Genomic DNA, 21,907 nt, shown 5'->3' with positions numbered 1-21,907 from the left:
CTGTCGCTCAGTTCGCGGCCGGCGCCAGGACGAGCAGTGCCGTCCCCGCCTCCACCTGGTCGCCGGGCCGGGCCAGGATCTCCGTCACCACACCGGGCACCGGCGCGTGCACCCTGGACTCCATCTTCATCGCCTCCAGGGCGAGGAGCGGCTGGCCCGCCGTCACCTCGTCACCCGGCTGCACGTTCAACTGCCATACGGAGGCCGCGAACTCGGCCTCTATCAGCCGTCCGCCCGGCGGTACGGACACCTCGGCCGGGGCGGCGGCCGGTGCGGCCGAGGCCTCCGCCCTCGCGAACTCGCCCGCGGCTTCCCACGCGTCGCGCTCCGCGGCGAAGGCCGCCTGCTGCCGTGACCTGAACTCGGCGACGGATCCGGCGTGTTCGGCGAGGAAGGCCTGGTACGCGGAGAGCGAGAAGGTGCCCTCCTCGATGCGCGGGACGAAGCGGCCGGAGGTGATGTCGGCCCGCAGGTCGAGGAGTTCCCCGGCGGAGACCGGATACCACTTGATGCGGTCGAAGAACCGCAGCAGCCACGGCCTGCCCGGCTCGAACGCGCCGCGCTGCTGCCAGCCCGACCACACCTGGGTGGTACGGCCGACGAACTGGTAGCCGCCGGGGCCCTCCATGCCGTAGATGCACAGGTAGGCGCCGCCGATGCCCACGGAGTTCTCGGCGGTCCAGGTGCGGGCCGGGTTGTACTTCGTCGTGACCAGGCGGTGGCGGGGGTCGAGCGGGGTGGCCACCGGGGCGCCCAGGTACACATCACCCAGGCCCAGGACCAGGTACTCCGCGTCGAAGACCGTGCGGTAGACGTCGTCCACCGAGTCAAGGCCGTTGATCCGGCGGATGAACTCGATGTTCCACGGGCACCAGGGGGCGTCGTCGCGAACCCCTGCCATGTAGCGGGCGATCGCCTCGCGGGTCGCCGGGTCGTCCCAGGACAGGGGGAGGTGGACCGTGCGGGAGGGGACCACCAGTTCGTCGGTGGGCGGCAGGGCGAGGACGATCTCCTGTACCGCGTGCAGGAGTTCGGCCTGGGCGAGAAGGCGTGGGTCGGTCTGGATCTGCAGGGAGCGGATGCCCGGCGTGAGGTCGGTGACCCCGGGCAGGTCGGCCGCCGTCACCGCCTCCATCAGGGCGTGGACGCGCATCCGCAGGGCGAGGTCCAGCTGCATGGGGCCGAACTCGACCAGCAGGTTGTCGTCACCGCTGCGCCGGTAGGTCACGTCGCCGTCCCGGGCCAGGATTCCGCCGTCGACGATCTCGGGGCGCGGCGCGCCGGTCACGTCGACCGGGGTGAAGCGGACCGTGTCGCCGGGGCGGAGCTGGCCCAGCTTCCAGCGTTCGCCGCTCAGGACGGTCGCCGGGCACACGAAGCCGCCCAGGGAGGGGCCGTCGGGGCCGAGCAGGACCGGCATGTCGCCGGTGTAGTCGACGGCGCCGACCGAGTACGGGGTGTCGTGGATGTTGGAGGGGTGCAGGCCCGCCTCGCCGCCGTCGGTGCGGGCCCAGCGCGGCTTGGGGCCGACCAGGCGGACCCCGGTGCGGGCCGAGTTGAAGTGCACCTTCCACTCGGCCGCGTAGAAGTCGCGGATGTCGTCCTCGGTGAAGAACTCCGGGGCGGCATGCGGGCCTTCGACCGCCGCGAGCCGCCAGGTGGCGGTGAAGCGCGGGCGGTCGGCGACCGGCTCGCCGTCCGTCACCGCCCCGCCGTGCAGGACGTCGCCCGGGCGCAGCGCCCGGCCGCCGTGGCCGCCGAACCGGCCCAGGGTGAAGGTGCTCGCGCTGCCCAGGAAGGCGGGCACGTCCAGGCCGCCGCCGGCGAACAGGACGTAGGTGCGCAGGCCGTGCTCGGCCGGGGCGCCGATCTCCAGCAGGCCGCCCGCCGGGACCGTCACCGGCTCCCACTGGGCCACCGGGGTGCCGTCGACGGTCACCGGGGCCGGGGCGCCGGTCACGCAGACGGTGATGGGGTGGGTGAAGCGCAGGGCCGGCCCCTGGAGGGTGCATTCCAGGCCGGGCGCGCCCGCCGGGTTGCCGAGGGCGAGGTTGCCGAGGCGGAAGGAGCGGTCGTCCATCGGGCCGCTCGGGGGGACGCCGACCTGCCAGTAGCCGGTGCGGCCCGGCCAGTCCTGGACCGTGGTGAGCGTGCCGGCGGCGACGACCTCGATCCGGGGGGTGGGGTCGGCGACCGAGGCGAGGGTGGCCGTGGAGTGGGCGGCCGCGCGGAAGTCCCGGTCGGCGAGGGCCGCGCGGACCAGGCCGAGGTTGGTCTCGATGCCGTCGACACGGGTCGCGGTCAGTGCCTCGTCGAGCCGGCGCAGCGCCTCGGCGCGGTCGGGGCCGTACGCGACGACCTTCGCGAGCATCGGGTCGTACGACGTCGTCACCTCGGTGCCGGCCTCCACCCAGCCGTCGACGCGCACGCCCTCCGGGAACTCCACCTGGGTCAGCAGGCCCGCGCTGGGCCGGTGTTCGCGGGAGGGGTCCTCGGCGTAGACGCGGGCCTCGACGGCGTGGCCGCGCGGTGTGCCCGGATCGCGGACGACGTCGCTCTCGCCGCGGGCGAGGCGCAGCATCCAGGCGACCAGGTCGACGCCGTAGATCTCCTCGGTGACCGGATGTTCGACCTGGAGGCGGGTGTTGACCTCCAGGAAGTAGGCCTCCTCGCGGGCGGCGTCGTAGACGAACTCGACCGTGCCGGCCGAGCGGTAGCCGACGGAGGCGCACAGGTCGCGGGCGGCGGTGGCGAGTTGTGCGCGGACGTGCGGGGGGAGGCCGGGGGCGGGGGCCTCCTCGACCACCTTCTGGTTGCGGCGCTGCAGGGAGCAGTCCCGGTCGCCGAAGGTGACGACCCGGCCGGCGCCGTCGCCGAAGACCTGGACCTCGACATGGCGGGCGTGCTCGACGAGGCGTTCCAGGAAGACCCCGGCGGAGGAGAAGGAGGCGGCGGCGACGCGCTGGACGCGGTCCCAGGCGTCGGCCAGTTCGTCGGCCGACCGACATGCCGACATACCGATTCCGCCGCCACCGCCGGTGGCCTTGAGCATGACGGGGTAGCCGATCGCGGACGCCTCGCGGAGGGCCTCGGACAGGTCGGCCAGCAGCCCGGTGCCCGGTGCCAGCGGCACCCCGGCCGCCTCGGCCGCCGCCCGTGCGGTGTGCTTGGCGCCGAACAGCTCCAGCTGCTCCGGTGTCGGACCGACGAAGACGATCCCCGCCTCCTCGCAGCGCCGGGCGAAGGCGGCGTCCTCGGAGAGGAAGCCGTATCCGGGGTGGATCGCGCCCGCGCCGGTGTCCTTGGCGGCCTTCAGGACCAGGTCGGCGTCGAGGTAGGACTCCTTCGCCGGGGCCGGGCCGAGCCGGACCGCCTCGTCGGCCAGGCGCACGTGCGGGGCCGAGCGGTCGGGGTCGGAGTACACGGCGACCGTGCGCAGGCCCAGTTCGCGGGCGGTGCGGATGATGCGGACGGCGATCTCGCCACGGTTGGCGACGAGGAGCTTGTCGAAGGAGGTCATGCCGCGGCCCCGGTGCGGTCCGCGGCCCCGGTGATCGTCATCTGCACGGCCGTCGGGTCGAAGCCGTTGCAGGGGTTGTTGATCTGGGGGCAGTTGGAGACCAGGACGAGGACGTCCCGTTCGGCGCGCAGGGACAGCTTCCGGCCGGGGGCCGAGAGGCCGTCGACGATGCCGAGGGTGCCGTCCTTCTCGACCGGCACGTTCATGTACCAGTTGATGTTGGAGACCAGGTCGCGCTTGCCGAGGCCGTGCCGGGCGCCCTCGGCGAGGAAGTTGTCCACGCAGGCGTGCTGCGACCAGGTGTGGTGGCCGTAGCGCAGGGTGTTGGACTCCTTGGAGCAGGCGCCGCCGACCGTGTCGTGCCGGCCGACCTCGTCCTCGGTCACGGTCATCAGCGGGGTGTGCTCGTTGGAGAGGAGGACGCTGCCGGTGGTGAGGAAGATGTTGCCCTGGGCGTGGACGGTGTCGGGGGCGCTGTAGCGGACGGCTGTGTCGTGGGCGTCGTAGACGAGGAAGTCGACGGCCTGGTTGCCGTGCAGGTCGGTGATGGTGAGGGTGTCGCCCGCGCGGATCACGGCGGACCAGGCGGCGCGGGCCTGGACGACGGCGGTCTGCGTGCTCGTGCTCATGCGAGCCCCCTCGCGGCGAGGAATTCACGGGTGTTGAGGAAGGCGCGGCGGCCTTCGGGGGTCGCGTCCCAGAGCGGGTCGCCGGGCGACGTGGCGGCGGCGCGCCAGGCCAGCACCTCCAGGGGGGTGCTGACGTAGTCGGGGCGCGGGTCGGCCGGGTGCGGGACGTTGGCGATCAGCACGGTCACGTCCTGCTCGGCGCGGAGCGTCACGCTGCCGCCGGGGCCGGCCGAGCCGGTGAAGTCCAGCGTGCCGTCGTCGCCCACCGCCACGCCCTGGAAGAACGACAGGGACGGCGGCAGGTCGCGCGGTTCCAGGCCGTTCTTGGCGGCCGCCAGCTTGAACAGCTCGCGTCCGGCGGGGGAGGGCGACTGCGGGGTGCCGTCCCCGTACCGCTCGGTGTTGCGGACCAGGGTGGAGGTGCCGCACAGGGCGTCATGGCGGCCGGAGGTGTCGGCGACGACGGAAGCGAGGACCCGGCCCTGGTCGGAGAGGAGCAGTACGCCCTCGCCGAGGTAGGCGTTCCACTGGACCTTGACGGTGTCGGCGACGTTCAGCCGCTCCCAGGGGCGGCCGTCGGCGTACAGCAGGAGGTGGGCGCAGGCGTCGCCGGTGAGGTCGGTCAGGCGCAGTTCGGTGCCGCGGGCCAGGACGCGGTGCGTGTAGTTGCCGCCGGCCACCGTCTCGGCCCACACCAGGTGGCCCGCCTCGCAGGGCGGGTCGGGCCAGTCGGCGGCCGGTACCACGGGCATGGCCTCGGCGCGGGTGCCCTCCTGGGCGCGGGCGTGCGCCCGGGCTCCGTACGTGGTCGCTGTCGCCATCGCTGACCTCCGGCTCCTTGGTCTGGGGTGGGGCCCGGACGGGCCCCGGGACATTTCTGTCGCCCGACAGAAATTAGGGGTGGGCCGGGTCGGCGGCGTTGCCGCGGTGTTCCGGCCCGGTTACCGAGGGCTCACCGGGGGGCGGTGGCCCGGAGGGCGGGGCGTCGGCGTGATCGCCGTGCGACGTCGTGTGCGAGGATCGAACGCATGGGGACGAGCAGTGGCCGCCGGGTCGGCCGGCCGCGGGCCGCGCAGCGGCCGGACAGCGGCCTGGAGCCGCGGGCCGAACTGCTCGCGGCCGCGGCCGAGTTGTTCACCACCCACGGCTACGCGGCCACCACCACCCGGGCCGTCGCCGAGCGCGCGGGCATGCGGCAGGCGTCGATGTACCACTACGTCTCCGGCAAGGAGGAGCTGCTCGCCGAACTCCTCGAGTCCACCGTCACGCCGTCGCTGGCCTGTGCGCGCGAGCTGCTCGCGGACCACGCGACCCCGGCCGAGGAGCGGCTGCGGGTCCTGTGCCGGGCCGACGTGGAGCTGCTGTGCGCCGGGCCGCACAATCTCGGCGCGCTCTACCTGCTGCCCGAGGTGCGCGCCGAGCGGTTCGCCGGATTCCATGCGGTACGCGCCGAACTCAAGGACGCCTACCGGCAGTTGATCGCCGCCACGGCGGCCGGTGGGGCGCTGGCCAAGGGTGAGCTGGAGCTGCGGACCGATCTCGTCTTCGGGCTGATCGAGGGCGTCATCCTCGTCCACCGCTCCGAACCCGAGCGCCCCGCCCGCGAGTTCGCCCGCGCCACGGCCGAGGCCGCGCTGCGGATCGTAGGGGTCTGAAGGGTCTGAGGGGACTCGCGGGGAGCGCCGGAGGTTTCGCTCCGGAGGCGCCCTTCACCCGTCACGGTGAGTGGCCACCGTACGCCCGTACGCCGTGACGGGCCGTGTTCGAATGAATGCCCTCCGTGCAAAACGACCGAGGGTACTCCAGTCCTTTGGGTGTTTTCAGGTGCTTGCCGAATATGACACGGCGTTGATCCGGTCGGACTAAGCTCGCCCGCGGCGCACCGAGTTGAGGTGAATTCGTGCGTCTGTTCCCAAACATACGGAAGATCCAGACTGCTCCATGAACCTTCCCCCCACGAGCTCCCCCGACACCCAGCCGATTCGTCTCAGAAGGCATACATGGTGAGTGTGCAATCGCCTCCCGATGGCCGTGAACTTTCCCTGGCGCGCGTGCTGTTGCTGCCCGCCATACTGATGGCCGCGGCGACCGCCGCCGCCGTCGTCCTGGTGGCGGGGTCCGCCCGGATCGCCGTCGGCGTGTGCGGGGCCGTCGGCATGCTGCTGGTGCTCGCGACGGCGGCGGAAGCGGTACGCCGCGGCCGTAGGCTCCGGGACGCCCGGGCCGAGCACAACCGTCACAGTGCGTATCTGGAACGGCGCCTCACCGCGAGCGACGAGGAGATCGAGCACCTCGGCCGGGAGGTCTTCCCGACCGCGCTCTACCGGCTGAAGGCCGGCGAGTCACCCAAAGAGGTGGTCCGCCAGCTCTTCGACGTCGACCCGCGGATGCGCCACGCCCCCGAGTCGCAGCGCCGGCTGATCCGCATCATGCTCGACATCGTCGACGAGGAGGACCTCCAGCGCGACTCCCTGGAGCGCTCGTTCGTCAGCGTCGCCCGCCGCGTCCAGGCCATCGTCCACCAGCAGGCCCACGAACTGCGGGAGATGGAGGAGGACCACGGCCGCAACCCCGAGGTCTTCGACGACCTGCTGCGCATCGACCACGGCACCGCGCTGATCGGACGCCTCGCCGACTCGGTCTCCGTGCTCGGCGGCGGCCGCCCGGGCCGCCAGTGGCCCAACCCCGTCGCCCTCTACAGCGTGCTGCGCGGCGCCATGTCCCGGATCCTGGAGTACCGGCGCATCGAGCTGCACTCCATCTGCCAGGTCAACATCAAGGGCACCTCCGTCGAGCCGGTCATCCACGCGGCCGCCGAACTCCTCGACAACGCCACCCGCTACTCGCCGCCCTCCACCAAGGTGCACGTCACCGCCGTCGAGGTGCAGTCCGGCGTGTGCATCGAGATCGAGGACGCCGGCGTCACCCTCAACGAGGAGGCCCGCGACCGCCTGGAGAGCCTGCTGGAGAAGGCCAAGCAGGGCAAGGACATCCAGGTCCTCGGCGAGAACCCGCGCCTCGGCCTCTCGGTCGTGGGCCGCCTGTGCAAGACGTACAACATGGACGTCTCGCTGCGCGCCTCCGCGTACGGCGGTGTCCGGGCCGTGCTCATCGTGCCCAGCGACATGATGACCACCGACCCCGCCCCCGGCATCGCCCACGGCATCGGCGCCACCGGCATCCCCAAGCCCGAGCTGGGCGCCCTCGAAGGCCCCAAGCGCCCGCCCAAGCGGCGCCGGCCCACCAGCCCCCGCATCCCCGCCGGGATCTCCATGGAGGACGACGTCCCCGAGGTCACCGAATGGACGGCGGGCGGGCTGCCGCAGCGGCGCAGCCGGATGAAGACGCCGCTCAGCCAGCGGATCGCCGAGCAGGCCGCCATCGAGCGCGCCGAACGCGAGGGCAACCCGACCATCTGGTCGCAGCACAAGGAGCCCGACCCCGAACCGGAGCCGGAGCGCCGCGAGCCCGGCCTCTGGGTCGAGGCCTTCTGGGAGGGGCTCAAGAAGAACAACCCGGGTGTCCACCCCACCGACTTCACCCGGAACCCCACCAAGTACCTGCACCTGATCAACGACCCGGCCGGCACCGAGGCCGACGACGAGGGGGACCTCAAGTGATCCAGCAGCGCGGCAACTTCGACTGGATGCTCAAGCAACTCGCCGACGGCGTACCGGGCGTCGAGATGATCGTCGTGCTCTCCGCCGACGGCCTGCGCATCGCCCGGCACGGCGGCGACCCCGACGCCGCCGACCGGCTCGCCGCGGCCTGCGCGGGCGTGCAGAGCCTGGCCAGTGCCGTCGCCCAGGAACTCCCCATCAGCAACGGCGACATGAACCTCGTCCTGATCGAGATCGACAGAGGCTACTTCTACCTGATGTCCGCCGGCGCCAACGCCTACCTCGCCGTGCTCGCCGACGTCACCTGCGAACCGGGCCGGATGAGCGAGATGATGCGCGACCTCGTCGTCCGCATCGGCGCCCACCTCACCAGTCCGCCCCGGCGGAACGGGCAGACCGTATGACTCCTCCGCAACGCAAACGGCGCCGGCCCAGGCCGGAACTCGCTCCACCCCCGGCCCCGTCCACGCCGCCGGCCCCCGAGAACGGCGGCGAGGACGAGGACAACAAGAACCCCGAACGGCTCTACGTCATCAGCGGCGCCGACGGTGCCCGGGCCGAACTCGACCTGGTCACCTTAATCGTGGCGCGCGCCGCCGCACCGCCCTCCGTCACCCCGGAGCAGGCGGCGCTGCTCCGGCTCTGTCTCGCCCCGCTGTCCGTGGCCGAGCTCTCGGCCTACCTCAACCTGCCGTTCAGCGCGATGACGGCACTGATCACCGAGCTGATCACGGCCGAACTGGTGCAGGCGCGCGCCCCCATCGTCCGCCAGGCGCTCCCCGACCGTTCACTTCTCGAAGCGGTGATGCATGGACTTCAAAAGCTCTGACACGATCCCCGGCCCCCGCACCGAGGACCATCTCCCGCACACCGCCCAGGCCGCGGTGAAGATCGTGATCGTGGGCGGCTTCGGGGTCGGCAAGACCACCATGGTCGGCTCCGTCAGCGAGATCCGACCGCTGACCACCGAGGAGACCATGACCCAGGCCGGCATCGGGGTCGACGACAACTACGGCTCCGACTCCAAGACCGCCACCACCGTGGCCATGGACTTCGGCCGCATCAGCATCACCGACCAGCTGGTCCTCTACCTCTTCGGCACCCCCGGCCAGGAACGCTTCTGGTTCCTGTGGAACGGCCTGTTCGAAGGCGCCCTCGGTGCGGTCGTCCTCATCGACACCCGGCGCCTGGAGGTCAGCTTCGACGTGATGGGACGCCTGGAGGAGCGCGGGGTGCCGTTCGTCGTCGCCGTCAACTCCTTCCCGGACGCGCCCCGTTACCCCGTCGAGGAACTGCGCACCGCGCTGGACCTGCCACCCGACGTCCCCATCATCGAGTGCGACGCCCGCCGCCGGGCCTCCAGCCGCGACGTCCTGATGACGCTGATGCGCTTCCTGCACTCGCTCGCCATGTCCGGCGCGCTCACCTGACACCTCGTCCGGACCTCTCCGGACTGTCGTAAGAATCTTTCGGATCTCTTCGGAGCGATCACTGTGACGCCTGAATCCCCCTTCCCGGCCGGCGCCAGCACGGACCCGGTCCCGCCGCCCGGCTGCCCGGCGCACGACCGCGGCCCCGGCGGACTCCACCGGCTCTACGGCGCCGACGCGGACCACCTGGGCGAGCTCTACGAGAAGCTGCGCGAGGACCACGGCTCCGTGGCGCCCGTCCTGCTCCACGACGACGTGCCGATCTGGGTGGTCCTCGGCCTCACCGAGAACCTCCAGATGGTCCGCACCCCCGCCGTCTTCACCCGGGACAGCCGCATCTGGACCCCGCTGCGCGAGGGCATGGTCAAGCCCGACCACCCCCTCATGCCGCACATCGCCTGGCAGCCCATCTGCTCGCACGCCGAGGGCGACGAGCACCTGCGGCTGCGCGCGGCGGTCCAGGGCGCCATGACCACCATCGACCACCGCAGCATCCGCCGCCTCATCGGCCGCTACACCCAGCTGCTGGTCAACGAGTTCTGCGAGAAGGGCCGCGCCGACCTGGTCTCCCAGTACTCCGAGCACCTGCCGATGGCCGTCATGTGCGAACTGCTCGGCATGCCCGAGGAGTACAACGAGCGGATCGTGGAGGCCACCCGGGACGCGCTCAAGGGCACCGAGACCGCGATCGCCAGCAACGAGTACGTCATGGGCTGCCTGACCCGGCTCACCGCCCGCCGCCGGGCCCGCCCCGAGGACGACTTCACCAGCCACCTCGTCAACCACCCGGCCGGGCTCAACGACGACGAGGTCGCCCAGCACCTGCGGGTCGTCCTCTACGCCGCCTACGAGACCACCGCCAACCTCCTCGCCAACGCCCTGCGCATGGTCCTCACCGAGCCCGGCTTCCGCGCCCAGCTCAACGGCGGCCAGATGACCGTGCCCGAGGCGATCGAGCAGTCCCTGTGGGACGAGCCGCCGTTCAGCACCGTCTTCGCCTACTTCGCCAAGCAGGACACGGAACTCGGCGGCCAGCGCATCCGCAAGGGCGACGGACTGCTCTACGCGCCCGCGCCGGGCAACGTCGACCCGCGCGTCCGCCCGGACCTGGGCGCCAACATGCAGGGCAACCGCTCCCACCTCGCCTTCGGCGGCGGCCCGCACGAATGCCCCGGCCAGGACATCGGCCGCGCCATCGCCGACGTCGGGGTCGACCAGCTGCTCACCCGGCTCTCCGACATCCAGCTCGACTGCGACGAGGAGGAGCTGCGCTGGCGCGCCTCCATCGCCTCCCGGCACCTGGTGGAACTGCCGGTGCGCTTCGACCCCAAGCCGAAGCAGGACGTCACCCTCATGCCGAGCCCGGCCCTCGTCCCCCCGCAGCGCACCGACTGGCAGGTCGGCGTCCCCCGCCCGGTGGCACCGGAACCGGTCCCCGCCCCCGCCCCCGTGCCCCTGCCGACGGCGCCGGTGGCCGCGGCCGCCTCCGAACCGGCCAGGCCGCGCGGCATCTGGCCCCGGCTGCGCCGCTGGTGGCTGGGCCGTTAGCGGACCTGACCACCGGCCCACGCCGGGTACGAGTCCCAGGCCTGCAGCGTCCGGCCGCTGCACAGCCGGTGCTCCACCCCCGTGACCGGATCGGTGAACTCCAGCCGCCGCGCCAGCAGTTGCAGCGGACGCCGGAAGTCACCGTCCGGCACGGGGCCGGCCACCTCGGGATACAGCGGATCCCCGAGAATCGGCACGCCCAACGCGTTCATGTGCACGCGCAGTTGATGGGTCTGCCCGGTGTGCGGGGTGAGCCGGTACCGGCCCAGGTCCCCGCTGCGTCCGACCAGTTCGACGACGGTCTCCGCATTGGGCTCCCCCTCGATCTCGCGGGCCGCCAGCACCCCGCGCTCCTTGAGGATCCGGCTGCGCACGGTCCGGGAAACGGCGAGCGAAGGGTCGTACGGCGCGATCGCCTCGTACTCCTTGCGTACCCGCCGCTCGCTGAACAGCCTCTGGTACGCGCCCCGCTCCGCGGGCCGCACGGTGAACAGCACGAGCCCGGCCGTGAGCCGGTCCAGCCGGTGCGCGGCCCCGAGCGCGGGGATCCCCAGCTCCCGCCGCAGCCGGGCGAGGGCGGTCTCGGTGACGTGGCTGCCGCGCGGGGTGGTGGCGAGGAAGTGCGGCTTGTCGGCGACGACGAGGTGGTCGTCGCGGTGGACGACTTCGAGGGGGAAGGGGACCGGGACCTCGGCGGGCAGGTCGCGGTGGAAGAAGAGGTAGCGGCCGGGGGAGTAGGGCGCGCGGGCGGCGACGGGGTGTCCGTCGGCGTCCACGACGAGCCCCGAGTCCAGCATCTGCTCGACAACGCCGGGTCCGGCTCCGGAGAGCCGCGCGATCAGGTAGTCGCCGACCGTGGCCCAACCGTCCGAGAAGGGCAACCGGATCCGCACGGGGTCCACCCCATGGCGCTGGGGGAGGGGGGAAGGCGGTACGGAGGTCTTACGTCTCATTTGCAGCCAAGGGTACGGGGACGCGCCCCGTGAGGGGCGCGGGGCTGTATCGCCATGCGGCTCCGCCGCGTGGGCGCGACCAGCCCCCACCCACCCACCCGCACCCGACCGACTACGCCACAGCCTCCGGCACAGCGACCGCACTTCGGGACTCCGCCCGGGTGAGCCGCCAGACCGCACCCCCCACCACCGTCACCGTCAGGAACAACACGGTGAACCACCGGAAGTACCAGTGGCCCCCCGCCGGGTCGTACACCGCCCCCCGAGGCCACGCCAGATTCACGGTCATCACCAGCCCGTACAGCAGCGCGACCACGTTGACCGGCACTCCCCACCGCCCCAGCGAGAACAGCGGCGCCCCGGTCTCGTCCGTCCCCTCCACCCGGAACTCGCCCCGCAGCCGCCGCACCAGCAGCGGCCCGGTCACCATCGCGTAGGCGAGGTACAGCATCACGATGCAGGTGGTCCCGATCGCCAGGAACGCGTCCGGCGAGGCGAAGTTGAGCAGCAGCAGTACGGCGGCCAGCACCCCCACCACCACGGCCGGCGCCCCCGGCATCCCAGTACGCGGGTTCACCCGCGCCAGCCGCTCGGCGAACGGCAGCTGCCCGTCCCGGGCCATCGAGAACAGCATTCGCGAGGCCGCGGTCTGGATCGCCAGCGTCGCCACCGCGATCGCCACCACCACGTCGGCCAGCAGTACCCGGCCCACCCCGTCGCCGAGGCTGCTGGTCAGGACGTAGCTCAGCCCGTCGACCCCCAGGTGCCCGTCGGTCAGGCTGGGCGCGGCCAGCAGACCGCCCAGGATGACCAGGCCGCCGAGCAGGCCCGCGGCGGACAGCGCCGTGAGGATCGTGCGCGGCGCCGTACGCCGCGGGTGGTGCGTCTCCTCGCTCATCTCGCCCGCGCTGTCGAAGCCGATCATCACGTACGCGGCCGTGAACGAGCCGACCAGGAGAGCGCCCAGCAGACCGCCCTCGGCGGCCGTGCCGGTGTGGAACGTGATGCCGGGGGAGCGCTTGGAGTGGGTGAGCAGCAGCACGATGATCAGCACCGCGCCGATGATCTCGGCGGTCACCCCGACCCGGTTGACCACGGACATCACCCGGTTGTCCATGATGTTCACGACGGTGGTCAGCACCAGCAGGACGACGCCCAGCACGGCCGCGTTGGCGGTCCCGTCGGCCGAGGTCACGGCGGTGTCCGTGCCGATCAGCTGGAAGCCGGACCACAGCGCGGGCAGCACCATCTGCAGCGCGAGCGCGGCCGCCGCGACCACCACGATCTGCCCGATCACCATGATCCAGCCGGCGAACCAGCCGAAGGTCGGGTTCGACAGGCGTGAGGACCACTGGTAGATGGCGCCGGAGATCGGGTAGCGGCCGGCCAGTTCGGCGAAGCACGCGGCCACCAGCAACTGGCCGATGAGGACGGCCGGCCAGGCCCAGAAGAAGACCGGGCCGCCGAACGCGTACCCGAAGGCGAAGAACTGGAAGACGGTCGTCAGTACGGAGATGAAGGAGAACCCGGCGGCGAACGAGGCGTACCGGCCGAGGCTGCGGTGCAGCTCCTGGCGGTAGCCGAACTCCTCCAGGGAGCGGTCGTCGGACTCCTTCAGGGAGTGGTCGTCGATGGTCGTCACGGCGGTACCTGCCTGTCAGGGCGGATTTCCTGTCGGGCGACAGAAATTAGGGACGCGCTGTTTCGAGGGCGTCACGCCGGCGTGTCCGGGGCGGGCCCAAGTCCTCACGCCCTTGCGTGACCGCTCCAGACGCGATACATCGTGTGTATTGACGGGCGTGGAGCGGACGCGATATGTTCGGCGACGGATATTCGGAAGCGAGGTGGTCGGCATGGCGGTGAAGCGCCGCAAGCTCAGCAATCCTCTGGCGCTCGTCGTGCTGACGACCCTCCTCCAGGCGCCGATGCACCCGTACGAGATCGCCCAGACCATGCGCCGCCAGGGCAAGGACACCAGCACCCGGATCAACTACGGCTCGCTCTACACGGTCATGCAGAACCTGGAGAAGCACGGCTTCGTCGAGGTGGCCGACGTGGAGCGGCAGGGCAACCGTCCGGAGCGCACGGTCTACGGCATCACCGACGCCGGGCGCGAGGAGACGGTCCACTGGCTGTCCGACCTGCTGGCCGTCCCGGTCAAGGAGTACCCGATCTTCGAGACGGCGCTCTCCCTGCTGGGCGCCCTGCCGCCGGACGAGGTCGAGCGCCTGCTGGAGGAGCGGCTGGGGTCCCTGGAGGTCGAGGTCGCCGGGGGCCGGGCCGTGCTGGAGAAGCTGCACGAGACACTGCCCCGGCTGTTCGTCGTCGAGGTCGAGTACCACCTGCACATGCTGGAGGCGCAGACCGACTGGGTCCGCGGCTTCGTGCGGGAGATCAAGGACGGTTCGCTGCCCGGCGTCGAGAGCTGGCGCCGGTTCCACGAGACCGGCGAGTTCCCGCCGGAGTTCACGGAGGCGGACCAGCAGTAGAAACAGACCCCGGCGGAGCTGTTGCAGCAGCCCCGCCAGGGTCTCGAACCCCGAGCTGAACCCGCCGAGAGGCAGATCCGGGCGATCGAGGTGCGGCACACCCAGGATAGCCCGGCGCTCCTTCCGCGGATCAGCTGTCATCCGCTCATTCAGGAGAGCCCTGTCATGAACACCCGTGCGCCCGCAGTGCAGGCGCGCCAGCTGATCAAGACCTATCCCGGCGACGTCACCGCGCTGAACGGCATGGACGTCACCGTCGAACCCGGCACCGTCTTCGGGCTCCTCGGGCCCAACGGCGCCGGCAAGTCCACCACCGTCAAGATCCTCACCACCCTGGCCCGCCCCGACTCGGGCACCGCCACCGTGGCCGGCCACGACGTGCTGCGCCGGCCCGACCGGGTGCGCCGCGCGATCGGCGTGGTCGCCCAGAACTCCGGCGCCGACCCGGTCGCCACCGGCCGGGAGAACCTCCAGCTCCAGGGCAGGCTCTACGGCCTGCGCGGGGCCGGGCTCGACCGCCGGGTCGACGAACTGCTGGACCGCTTCACCCTCACCGACGCCGCCGGCCGGCAGGTCAAGGGGTACTCCGGCGGGATGCGGCGCCGACTCGACGTGGCGCTCGGCCTGGTCCACCGTCCCGAGGTGCTCTTCCTCGACGAGCCCACCACCGGCCTCGACCCCGAGGCCCGCACCGCGATGTGGGACGAGATCGGCCGGCTGGCCGGCCAGGAGGGCCTGACCATCCTGCTCACCACGCACTACCTGGAGGAGGCCGACCGGCTCGCCGAGCGGATCGCGATCGTCGACCGCGGCCGGGTCGTCGTCGAGGGCACCCCGGACTCCCTCAAGGGCGAACTGCGCGGCGACGCCGTCCACGTGGAGCTGCGCGAGGCGCCCGGGGAAGCCGGCCGCACCCTGCTCACGGGCGCGCTGACCGGGCTGCCGGGCGTGCACGAGGCACTGTTCGACGGGCGCCGGATCAGCGCCCGCGCCGACGACGGGGCCGCCGCGATGCCGGCGCTGCTGGCCGCCCTGGAGCGGGCCGGGGTGACCGTGGTCGCCGCGACCGTCGCCCGGCCCTCCCTCGACGACGTCTACCTGCGCTACGCCGGCCGCCGTTACGCGGAGGCCGACGCCACCGGCACCGGTTCCCTCGCCCTGGCCGGAGGTGCGCGATGAGCAACGCCGTCTCCCAGACCTGGTACATGACCCAGCGTCAGCTGGTGGTGTTCGCCCGGCAGCCGGCGTTCGCCGTCATCACCCTGATCCAGCCGGTGATCTGGCTGTTCCTGTTCGGCAACCTCTTCAGGAAGGTCGTCGAGCTGGGCGGCTTCGGCACCACCTCCTACCTCGACTACCTGGTGCCGGGCGTGGTCGTGATGAGCGCCCTCAGCTCCAACATGTGGGCGGGCATGGGCACCCTGGAGGAGATCCAGCGCGGCACCCTCAACCGCTTCCTGACCACACCGGTCAGCAGGGCAGCCCTGATGAACGGCAACGTGGTGAACAACGGCCTGGTCACCGCGGGCCAGTCGCTGATCATCGTGCTGCTCGGCCTGCTGGGCGGCGCCGACTACCCGGGCGGGATCGGCGGCGTGGCGGTCCTGCTGGTCTCCGCGGTCCTGCTCGGCACGGTCTTCGGCGCGCTCTCCAACGCGCTCGGCATGCTGGTGCGGGAGCGGGAGTCGATCATCGGGATCAACACCTTCCTGCTGCTCCCGCTGACCTTCCTCTCCAGCGCCTTCATGGCGCCGTCCCAGATGCCCGGCTGGATGCGGCACATCGCCGACTTCAACCCGCTCAACTGGGCGATGGTGGCGAGCCGTTCGGCGCTGTCGGCGGACCCCGACTGGGGAGCGGTGCTCGGCCGCGGCGGGGCGCTGCTGGCGCTGGCGGTGGCGGCCGTGTGGCTGTCGATCAGGACCTTCAGGTCGTACCAGCGGTCGGTGTGACCGGCACGTCGTACCGGCGGCCGGGGTGACGGTCACGTCGTACCGGCGGTCGGTGTGACGGACACGTCGTACCGGCGGTCGGTGTGACCGGCGAGAAGGGCGGCGGCACCTGTTCGTGAGGTGCCGCCGGTCCGCGGTGCGGGCGTCCGTTCAGGCCGCGGCCGCGCCGCCCTCCTGCTCCGCCTCGATCCGGGCGTTCCAGTCGCGCTTGGACGCCTGCCAGCCGTCCTCGTTGTGCCCCAGGCGCCAGTAGCCGGAGATCGACAGGTCCTCGCGCGGGACCTGGCACTCGACGCGCAGCAGCGCCCGCAGCTCCTTCACGAAGCTCGCCTCGCCGTGCACGAAGGCGTGCACCCGGCCCTCCGGGAACTCCAGTGCCCGTACGGCGGCGACCAGGGCCTCGCCGACCGGCCGTTCGCCCCGGTGCAGCCAGGCGACCTCCACATCGGAGTCGATCTTCTGCTCCTCCGCGGGCCCGGAGACCTCGACGAACGCGAACGCCTTCGCCCCGGCAGGCAGGGACTCCAGGGCGCGGGCGATCGCGGGCAGCGCGCTCTCGTCACCGGCGAGCAGATGCCAGTCCGCGCCCGTGTCGGGGGCGTAGGCGCCGCCGGGACCCATGAAACGCACGGTCTCGCCGGGCTGGACCCGGCAGGCCCACGGCCCGGCCAGGCCCTCGTCGCCGTGCACCACGAAGTCCAGGGTCAGCTCCCGGTGCTCGGGATTCCAGGAGCGCACGGTGTAGGTCCGGGTCACCGGCCAGTGCTCGCGGGGGAACTCGGCCCGGATCCGCTCCAGGTCGAAGGGCTCCGGATAGCTGACGCCCGCCGGCCCGAAGAGGAGTTTCACGTAATGATCGGTGCAGGTGTCCGCGGCGAAACCGGCCAGCCCGTCACCGCCGAGGACGACCCGCTGCATGTGCGGGCTCAGCCGTTCGGTGCGCACCACCTGAGCGGAATGGGGCTTACGCGGCTTACGTCCCGGGCGCTCTGCCATGACCGGCCTCCCTGCTCAATGGTTAGGTTAACCTAAGTTAGCACCTGGTTCGCGGTCGGCACCTCTTTCAAGAACACTCGGGGCGCGGGTTTTGCCGGAAGAATTCCTTCGGGTGTCAGGCCTCCAGCGTCGCCAGCAGGCGGTTCAGCGAGCCGCCCAGACCCCAGCGGGCGGCCAGGGCGTCCAGCCGCGCGGGATCGCGGGGGGCCTTCGGCAGTGCCGTGTCGACGTCCGGCAGCGGGACGTCACCGGCCACCCGGACCACCTTCGGCGCCACGGCGACATACGGCCGGGCCTCGTCCAGCCGCTTGCGCTGCGACGGCGTGAGCTTCGCCTTCGGATCGTCGACCGCGGCCATGATCCCGGCCAGGTCGCCGAACTCGGCGAGGAGCTTCGCGGCCGTCTTCTCCCCGATGCCCGGCACCCCCGGCAGGCCGTCGCTCGGGTCGCCGCGCAGCAGCGCCAGGTCGGCGTACCCGCCGCCGTCCACCCCGTACTTCTCGCGCAGCCACGCCTCGTCCGTCATCTGCAGCGTGCCGACACCCTTGAGCGGGTACAGCACGCGGACCCCGCGCCCGTCGTCCACCAGCTGGTAGAGGTCGCGGTCGCCGGTGACGATGTCCACCGGGCCCGCGGCGCGCGCGGTGAAGGTGCCGATCACGTCGTCGGCCTCGTACCCGGTGACACCGACCCGCGCGATGCCGAGCGCGTCCAGCACCTCCTCGATGACCGGTACCTGCGGGGAGAGGGTGTCCGGCACCTCCTCCCGGTCCGGTCCCGTCGCGCGCTCCTCGGCGACCCGGTGCGCCTTGTAGGAGGGGATGAGATCGACCCGCCACTGCGGTCGCCAGTCGGCGTCCATACAGGCCACCAGCAGGTCCGGACGGTGGTCCTTGACCAGCCGGTCGATGAAGTCCAGCAGCCCGCGCACGGCGTTCACCGGCGTTCCGTCCGGCGCCTTCACGGAGTCCGGGACGCCGAAGTAGGCGCGGAAGTACAGCGAGGCGGTGTCGAGAAGCATCAGTCGTGCGGTCACGCCACGCATCATGCCGTACGGCACTGACGGCGACCGGGTCCCCGTACGGCCGCCCGTGTGGCGAAGTCCACCCCGGCCGGCCCGCTCCCGGCCCGGCCGGGAGCCGTACTCTCTGACGCCCCGTCCCCGCCCGTTCCTGTGAGCAGCCCGTGTTCCGCCAGCTCCTGCCGCTCCTCCTGCTGCTGACGGCCGTCGTGGCCGTACCCCGGTTCTCGGAGGCGAGCCCGGACCCGGCGTCGGCGGCCACCGCCCGCTTCGAGGAACTCGCCGGGGACGTGCGGCAGGCGGACGGCGCCGTCTTCGACGCCCGGGACGACACCGGCCGCACCATGGACACCGCCGAGATCACCCGGATACCGGAGGCGTACGGCGGCGGCTACCTCGCCGTCTACCACACCAACCTCGCCGACGGCCGCTTCCACACGGCCGTCGCCACCTCCACCGACCTGCGCACCTGGACCCGCCGGCACGACTTCGGCCCCGGCACCAGCCAGCCCTCCGTGCACACCGACGGCACCGGCGGATGGGTCCTCGCCTACGAAAAGGATCCGGCCAACCACATAGCGCTACGGCACTACCCAAGCCTTTTCGCCCTGCTGACCGGAACGGCCGACCGTGCGTTCGACGCGCCCCGCACCCTCTCCCGCTGCGCCGAGGGCACCCCCGACATCACCGCGGTCCACGGCGACACCGTGGAACTGACCGGGCACTACCGCGCCGACTGCGCCACCGACCGCCAACTCCGCGCCACCCTGCGGGACTTCACCGTCTGGCGGGCCCGCCCGGACCACCGCCTCGACCAGGCACTCCTGGCCTGGGGCACCGCCGGGAACATCGGCGACCGTGCCCGCGTCGAACTCCTCGGGCGCCCCTTGGTCCTGATCGAGGGTCAGCGCCTGCGGAACGACTTCGGGACCTGGTCGACGTACGCCTACGACCCCGCCTCCGGCCGGGCCGACCGGCTGAGTCCGCGCACCCCCGGCGGCAGCCGCGCCTTCGCCAATCCGTCGGCCGCGCTGATCACCGACCCGGACGGCCGTCCGGCCCTCCTGGTCAGCGTGTTCATCCCGAAGGAGGAGTCCGCGCCCGGCGAGTCCGGCGAGCTCGTGTACTGGCGCGAACTGTGAGGGTCGCACTCACCGGACGTGACGGGGATGTGACGGCCGCCTGAAACGGTTTGCCGAACATGCGTAGGGTGCAGAGAACCCATCAGGAGGGGTCCGGCCGCAGCCGGGCACCCGAAGGACGGAACGACGAGCGAAGGAGGGAGCCGGAGCGATGGGCGACCACAAAGACCAGCAGCCCGTGCGGGTGGGCGCGGCAGTCCGGCGGCGCCGCCGTGCGCTGGAGCTCACCCTCGCCGTCGTGGCCGAACGCAGCGGCCTGTCGGTGCCCTTCCTGAGCCAGGTCGAGAACGACAGGGCCCGCCCCAGCCGCGCCTCCCTGGAGAAGCTCGCCGACGCCCTGCGCACCACGGCCGTCGAACTCCTCGCCGCCGCCGATCCGGCGTGCAGCGTCGACGTCGTACGCGCCGACGGCACCGCCGAGCCGGACTTCGCGCCCCAGGTGCGTTCCCTGGTCCGCGGTCACCACCAGCTGCACGCCTCGGAGTTCACCGGCGACCATGACGCCGGCCGCGAATTCCAGCACCGCAACGACGAGTTGATGTACGTCGCCGACGGCGCCGTGGAGGTCGAGGCCGAGGGCCGCGCCTACCGCCTCGGCCGCGGCGACACCCTGTACCTCACCGGCGGGGTCCGCCACCGCTGGCGCGCGACGGTCCCGGACACCCGGGTGGTCGTGGTCGCGGTGGCGGAGCACATCGAGGCGGTCCAGGATCGCCAGCGCTGACGTCGCCGGATCCGGACCGCCCCGTCCCGAAACGCCCCGTACGGAGCGCGGGGCGCTGCGCGACCAGCCACCACCCACCCGCGGTGCAGCACGGCGCGTGGTCTCCCTCGTTCCGTCCCTCACCGAGGCCATCGCGGAAACGCTCCCCGACGTCCTGGTCGGCGCCACCGACTGGTGCACCCACCCGGCCGGCCTCGACGTCACCCGCGTCGGCGGCACCAAGAACCCCGCCGTCGACCGCGTCCTCGCCCTCGCCCCCGACCTGGTGGTCGCCAACGAGGAGGAGAACCGCGCCCCCGACCTGGACGCCCTGCGCACCGCCGGTGTGGAGGTCCTGGTCACGGAGGTGCGCAACGTGCCGCAGGCCTTCCGCGAGCTGGCCCGGATGCTGGCCGCGTGCGGGGCGCGCGGCCGCCCCCGCTGGCTGGACGAGGCGGAGCAGGCATGGTCGGCACCGGTGCCCGAGCCGTTCGCGACGGCGGTCGTACCCGTCTGGCGGCGGCCGTGGATGGTCCTCGGCAGGGACACGTTCGCGGGCGACGTGCTGGCCCGGCTCGGCGTCCGCAACCTCTTCGGAGACCACCCCGAGCGCTACCCCCGGATCCCGGTCGCAGAACTGCTCGACGCCGCCCCCGAGCTGGTCGTCCTCCCGGACGAGCCCTACCGTTTCACCGGCGCCGACGGCCCGGAGGCGTTCCCCGGGCTGCCGTGCGCACTGCTCAGCGGACGGCACCTGACGTGGTACGGACCGTCACTCGCCGAGGCGCCGCGGGTGCTGGGCGGGGTCCTGCGAGCAGCTCACCGCTGAGCAGCCCGCGTACGGTGCCGGCGGTGGCCGCGAGCCAGCCGGCGACGAGGACGGCGTACAGACCCACCGCCAGCCAGTGGTAGCCGGTGAACCCGGTGTGCCGTCCGAGCGCGGCGGCGCCCGTGACGCACGTGCCCACCGGGAAGGTGAAGGCCCACCACGTCATGGCGAACCGCATGCCGTGCCGCCGGGCCCGCACCACGTGCGCGGTCGCCAGCGCCAGCCACAGCAGCGCGAACCCCATGACCGGAACGCCGTACAGCACGGCGAGGAGGGCGAAGCCGGTCGCGTACGGGGCCGGTACGACCCCGGGGGCGAGGTCCGCGAAGGCGCCCGTCGCCGTCGTCGACTGCCCGAGCGGGCCCAGCACCAGGAAGACCGTCGGCGTCAGCGCGAGCGGCAGCGGACCGCCGGTGACCAGCCGGGCGAAGACGAGGGTCAGCATCAGCAGCGTGGCCAGCAGGCTCAGCCCGAAGAGCGCGAAGCAGCCGTAGAGCAGGGCCTCGCGGGGCTGCCCGGCCGGCAGGTGCGGGACCAGCTGCGGCCCCACCGCGGCCGACACCATCGGCGCGACCAGCGGCAGCAGCCACGCCGGCGAGGCCTGACCGGGCTCGACCCGGTGCCGCACGGCCAGCAGGTACGGCAGGGCGACGGCGGCCACGAGTCCCACGGCGGTACCGGCGACGAACAGCACGGAGCCGAGCGCGACGGCGGCCGGCTCGCCGATCCAGTCCCGCCCGAGGGCGAGGGCACCGGCGCCGACGGCGAGCAGCGCCATGGCGAGGCAGCCGTAGAAGGGGGCGACCGCGGGGTCGTGGAGGTGGGCGAGGGCCTGGTCGCGGTGGTACGCCCAGTGCAGGGCACGGGCGGCCAGCAGGACCAGGAGCTGCAGCAGGGACAGTGCCCAGATGCCGACGAAGAGCTCGCGCGGGCCGTCGGCGCCGAGTGCGGCGCCGCCGAGGGCGAGGGCCGCGGTGCCCATGACGGACGCGTACCAGTTGGGGCCGAGGTTCCGGACTGCGGTGAACATGGGTCCACGGTCCCGCCGCGGTACGCCCGCGACCAGGGAGTCCGC

The 21,907-nt window shown here is 72.5% G+C and carries 20 protein-coding genes; 12 read left to right on the top strand and 8 right to left on the bottom strand.

Annotated features, from left to right (window positions below):
* Positions 1–7 precede the first annotated feature (7 nt).
* From ACFZB3_RS42420 to ACFZB3_RS42410, 3 genes are read right to left on the bottom strand one after another with little or no spacing between them, the layout of a single operon-like run.
* On the bottom strand, positions 8–3,520 hold the full coding sequence (locus ACFZB3_RS42420; protein ID WP_391387105.1) for a 5-oxoprolinase/urea amidolyase family protein: 3,513 nt from the start codon (positions 3,518–3,520) through the stop codon (positions 8–10).
* Positions 3,517–4,149, bottom strand: coding sequence for an urea amidolyase associated protein UAAP2 (locus ACFZB3_RS42415; protein WP_391387103.1), 633 nt, complete (start codon positions 4,147–4,149; stop codon positions 3,517–3,519). The genes ACFZB3_RS42420 and ACFZB3_RS42415 overlap by 4 nt, the downstream gene beginning before the upstream one ends.
* Entirely contained in the window at positions 4,146–4,970 is an 825-nt protein-coding gene (locus tag ACFZB3_RS42410; protein ID WP_391387100.1) for an urea amidolyase associated protein UAAP1, read from the bottom strand. Before ACFZB3_RS42410 ends, ACFZB3_RS42415 begins: the two co-directional genes overlap by 4 nt.
* A gap of 207 nt (positions 4,971–5,177) precedes the next feature.
* On the opposite strand from ACFZB3_RS42410, the gene ACFZB3_RS42405 reads away from it, so the two are divergent.
* The 6 genes from ACFZB3_RS42405 to ACFZB3_RS42380 all read left to right on the top strand — a co-directional run bounded on the left by ACFZB3_RS42405 (position 5,178) and on the right by ACFZB3_RS42380 (position 10,747).
* Entirely contained in the window at positions 5,178–5,804 is a 627-nt protein-coding gene (locus ACFZB3_RS42405) for a TetR family transcriptional regulator (protein WP_391387097.1), read from the top strand.
* A gap of 345 nt (positions 5,805–6,149) precedes the next feature.
* Complete coding sequence (locus ACFZB3_RS42400; RefSeq protein ID WP_391387095.1) at positions 6,150–7,769, top strand: ATP-binding protein; 1,620 nt, start codon at positions 6,150–6,152, stop codon at positions 7,767–7,769.
* On the top strand, positions 7,766–8,173 hold the full coding sequence (locus ACFZB3_RS42395; RefSeq protein ID WP_089103096.1) for a roadblock/LC7 domain-containing protein: 408 nt from the start codon (positions 7,766–7,768) through the stop codon (positions 8,171–8,173). Before ACFZB3_RS42400 ends, ACFZB3_RS42395 begins: the two co-directional genes overlap by 4 nt.
* The gene (locus ACFZB3_RS42390; protein ID WP_391387091.1) at positions 8,170–8,598 is read left to right on the top strand and encodes a DUF742 domain-containing protein; all 429 of its coding nucleotides are present in this window, start codon (positions 8,170–8,172) and stop codon (positions 8,596–8,598) included. The genes ACFZB3_RS42395 and ACFZB3_RS42390 overlap by 4 nt, the downstream gene beginning before the upstream one ends.
* Positions 8,579–9,199 carry an ATP/GTP-binding protein gene (locus ACFZB3_RS42385; RefSeq protein WP_390046228.1) on the top strand — a complete coding sequence of 207 codons (621 nt, stop codon included), beginning with the start codon at positions 8,579–8,581 and terminating at the stop codon, positions 9,197–9,199. The genes ACFZB3_RS42390 and ACFZB3_RS42385 overlap by 20 nt, the downstream gene beginning before the upstream one ends.
* A 63-nt stretch (positions 9,200–9,262) precedes the next feature.
* Positions 9,263–10,747 carry a cytochrome P450 gene (locus tag ACFZB3_RS42380; RefSeq protein WP_391387087.1) on the top strand — a complete coding sequence of 495 codons (1,485 nt, stop codon included), beginning with the start codon at positions 9,263–9,265 and terminating at the stop codon, positions 10,745–10,747.
* Here the strand turns inward: ACFZB3_RS42380 and ACFZB3_RS42375 are convergent.
* Both ACFZB3_RS42375 and ACFZB3_RS42370 read right to left on the bottom strand, forming a co-directional pair.
* Complete coding sequence (locus tag ACFZB3_RS42375) at positions 10,744–11,700, bottom strand: pseudouridine synthase (protein ID WP_391387086.1); 957 nt, start codon at positions 11,698–11,700, stop codon at positions 10,744–10,746. The two genes, ACFZB3_RS42380 and ACFZB3_RS42375, sit on opposite strands and share 4 nt — an antisense overlap.
* 112 nt (positions 11,701–11,812) lie before the next feature.
* Positions 11,813–13,342 (bottom strand): amino acid permease, encoded by a 1,530-nt coding sequence (locus ACFZB3_RS42370; RefSeq protein WP_391387083.1) that lies wholly within the window; start codon positions 13,340–13,342, stop codon positions 11,813–11,815.
* 211 nt (positions 13,343–13,553) lie between these two features.
* Between ACFZB3_RS42370 and ACFZB3_RS42365 the strand changes: the two genes are divergently transcribed.
* The 3 genes from ACFZB3_RS42365 to ACFZB3_RS42355 all read left to right on the top strand — a co-directional run bounded on the left by ACFZB3_RS42365 (position 13,554) and on the right by ACFZB3_RS42355 (position 16,141).
* Positions 13,554–14,189, top strand: coding sequence for a helix-turn-helix transcriptional regulator (locus tag ACFZB3_RS42365; RefSeq protein ID WP_391387081.1), 636 nt, complete (start codon positions 13,554–13,556; stop codon positions 14,187–14,189).
* A 165-nt stretch (positions 14,190–14,354) separates the two neighbouring features.
* Positions 14,355–15,368 carry an ATP-binding cassette domain-containing protein gene (locus ACFZB3_RS42360; protein WP_391387078.1) on the top strand — a complete coding sequence of 338 codons (1,014 nt, stop codon included), beginning with the start codon at positions 14,355–14,357 and terminating at the stop codon, positions 15,366–15,368.
* Entirely contained in the window at positions 15,365–16,141 is a 777-nt protein-coding gene (locus ACFZB3_RS42355; protein ID WP_391387075.1) for an ABC transporter permease, read from the top strand. Before ACFZB3_RS42360 ends, ACFZB3_RS42355 begins: the two co-directional genes overlap by 4 nt.
* A 150-nt stretch (positions 16,142–16,291) precedes the next feature.
* Here the strand turns inward: ACFZB3_RS42355 and ACFZB3_RS42350 are convergent, their stop codons facing one another.
* Together ACFZB3_RS42350 and ACFZB3_RS42345 are read right to left on the bottom strand one after the other, a co-directional pair.
* Positions 16,292–17,137: a siderophore-interacting protein gene (locus ACFZB3_RS42350; RefSeq protein ID WP_391387072.1), complete on the bottom strand. Its 846-nt coding sequence runs from the start codon at positions 17,135–17,137 to the stop codon at positions 16,292–16,294.
* Positions 17,138–17,252: 115 nt separating this feature from the next.
* Complete coding sequence (locus ACFZB3_RS42345; protein WP_391387310.1) at positions 17,253–18,182, bottom strand: 5'-3' exonuclease H3TH domain-containing protein; 930 nt, start codon at positions 18,180–18,182, stop codon at positions 17,253–17,255.
* 140 nt (positions 18,183–18,322) lie between these two features.
* Here ACFZB3_RS42345 and ACFZB3_RS42340 point away from each other — a divergent pair, with 140 nt between their 5' ends.
* The 3 genes from ACFZB3_RS42340 (at position 18,323) to ACFZB3_RS42330 (ending at position 20,832) form a co-directional block, all read left to right on the top strand.
* On the top strand, positions 18,323–19,300 hold the full coding sequence (locus ACFZB3_RS42340) for a hypothetical protein (RefSeq protein WP_391387069.1): 978 nt from the start codon (positions 18,323–18,325) through the stop codon (positions 19,298–19,300).
* 151 nt (positions 19,301–19,451) lie between these two features.
* Positions 19,452–20,024 carry a helix-turn-helix domain-containing protein gene (locus ACFZB3_RS42335; RefSeq protein ID WP_391387065.1) on the top strand — a complete coding sequence of 191 codons (573 nt, stop codon included), beginning with the start codon at positions 19,452–19,454 and terminating at the stop codon, positions 20,022–20,024.
* Positions 20,025–20,121: 97 nt separating this feature from the next.
* Positions 20,122–20,832, top strand: coding sequence for a helical backbone metal receptor (locus tag ACFZB3_RS42330; protein ID WP_391387062.1), 711 nt, complete (start codon positions 20,122–20,124; stop codon positions 20,830–20,832).
* On the opposite strand, the gene ACFZB3_RS42325 is transcribed toward ACFZB3_RS42330, so the two are convergent.
* Positions 20,744–21,862 (bottom strand): TDT family transporter, encoded by a 1,119-nt coding sequence (locus ACFZB3_RS42325; RefSeq protein WP_391387060.1) that lies wholly within the window; start codon positions 21,860–21,862, stop codon positions 20,744–20,746. The two genes, ACFZB3_RS42330 and ACFZB3_RS42325, sit on opposite strands and share 89 nt — an antisense overlap.
* Positions 21,863–21,907 lie beyond the last annotated feature (45 nt).

It is taken from the genome of Streptomyces sp. NPDC008092 (assembly GCF_042957285.1).
GTDB lineage: Bacteria > Actinomycetota > Actinomycetes > Streptomycetales > Streptomycetaceae > Streptomyces.
Note: the sequence above shows the minus strand (reverse complement) of the source record. Positions and strands in the feature narration are given on the sequence as shown.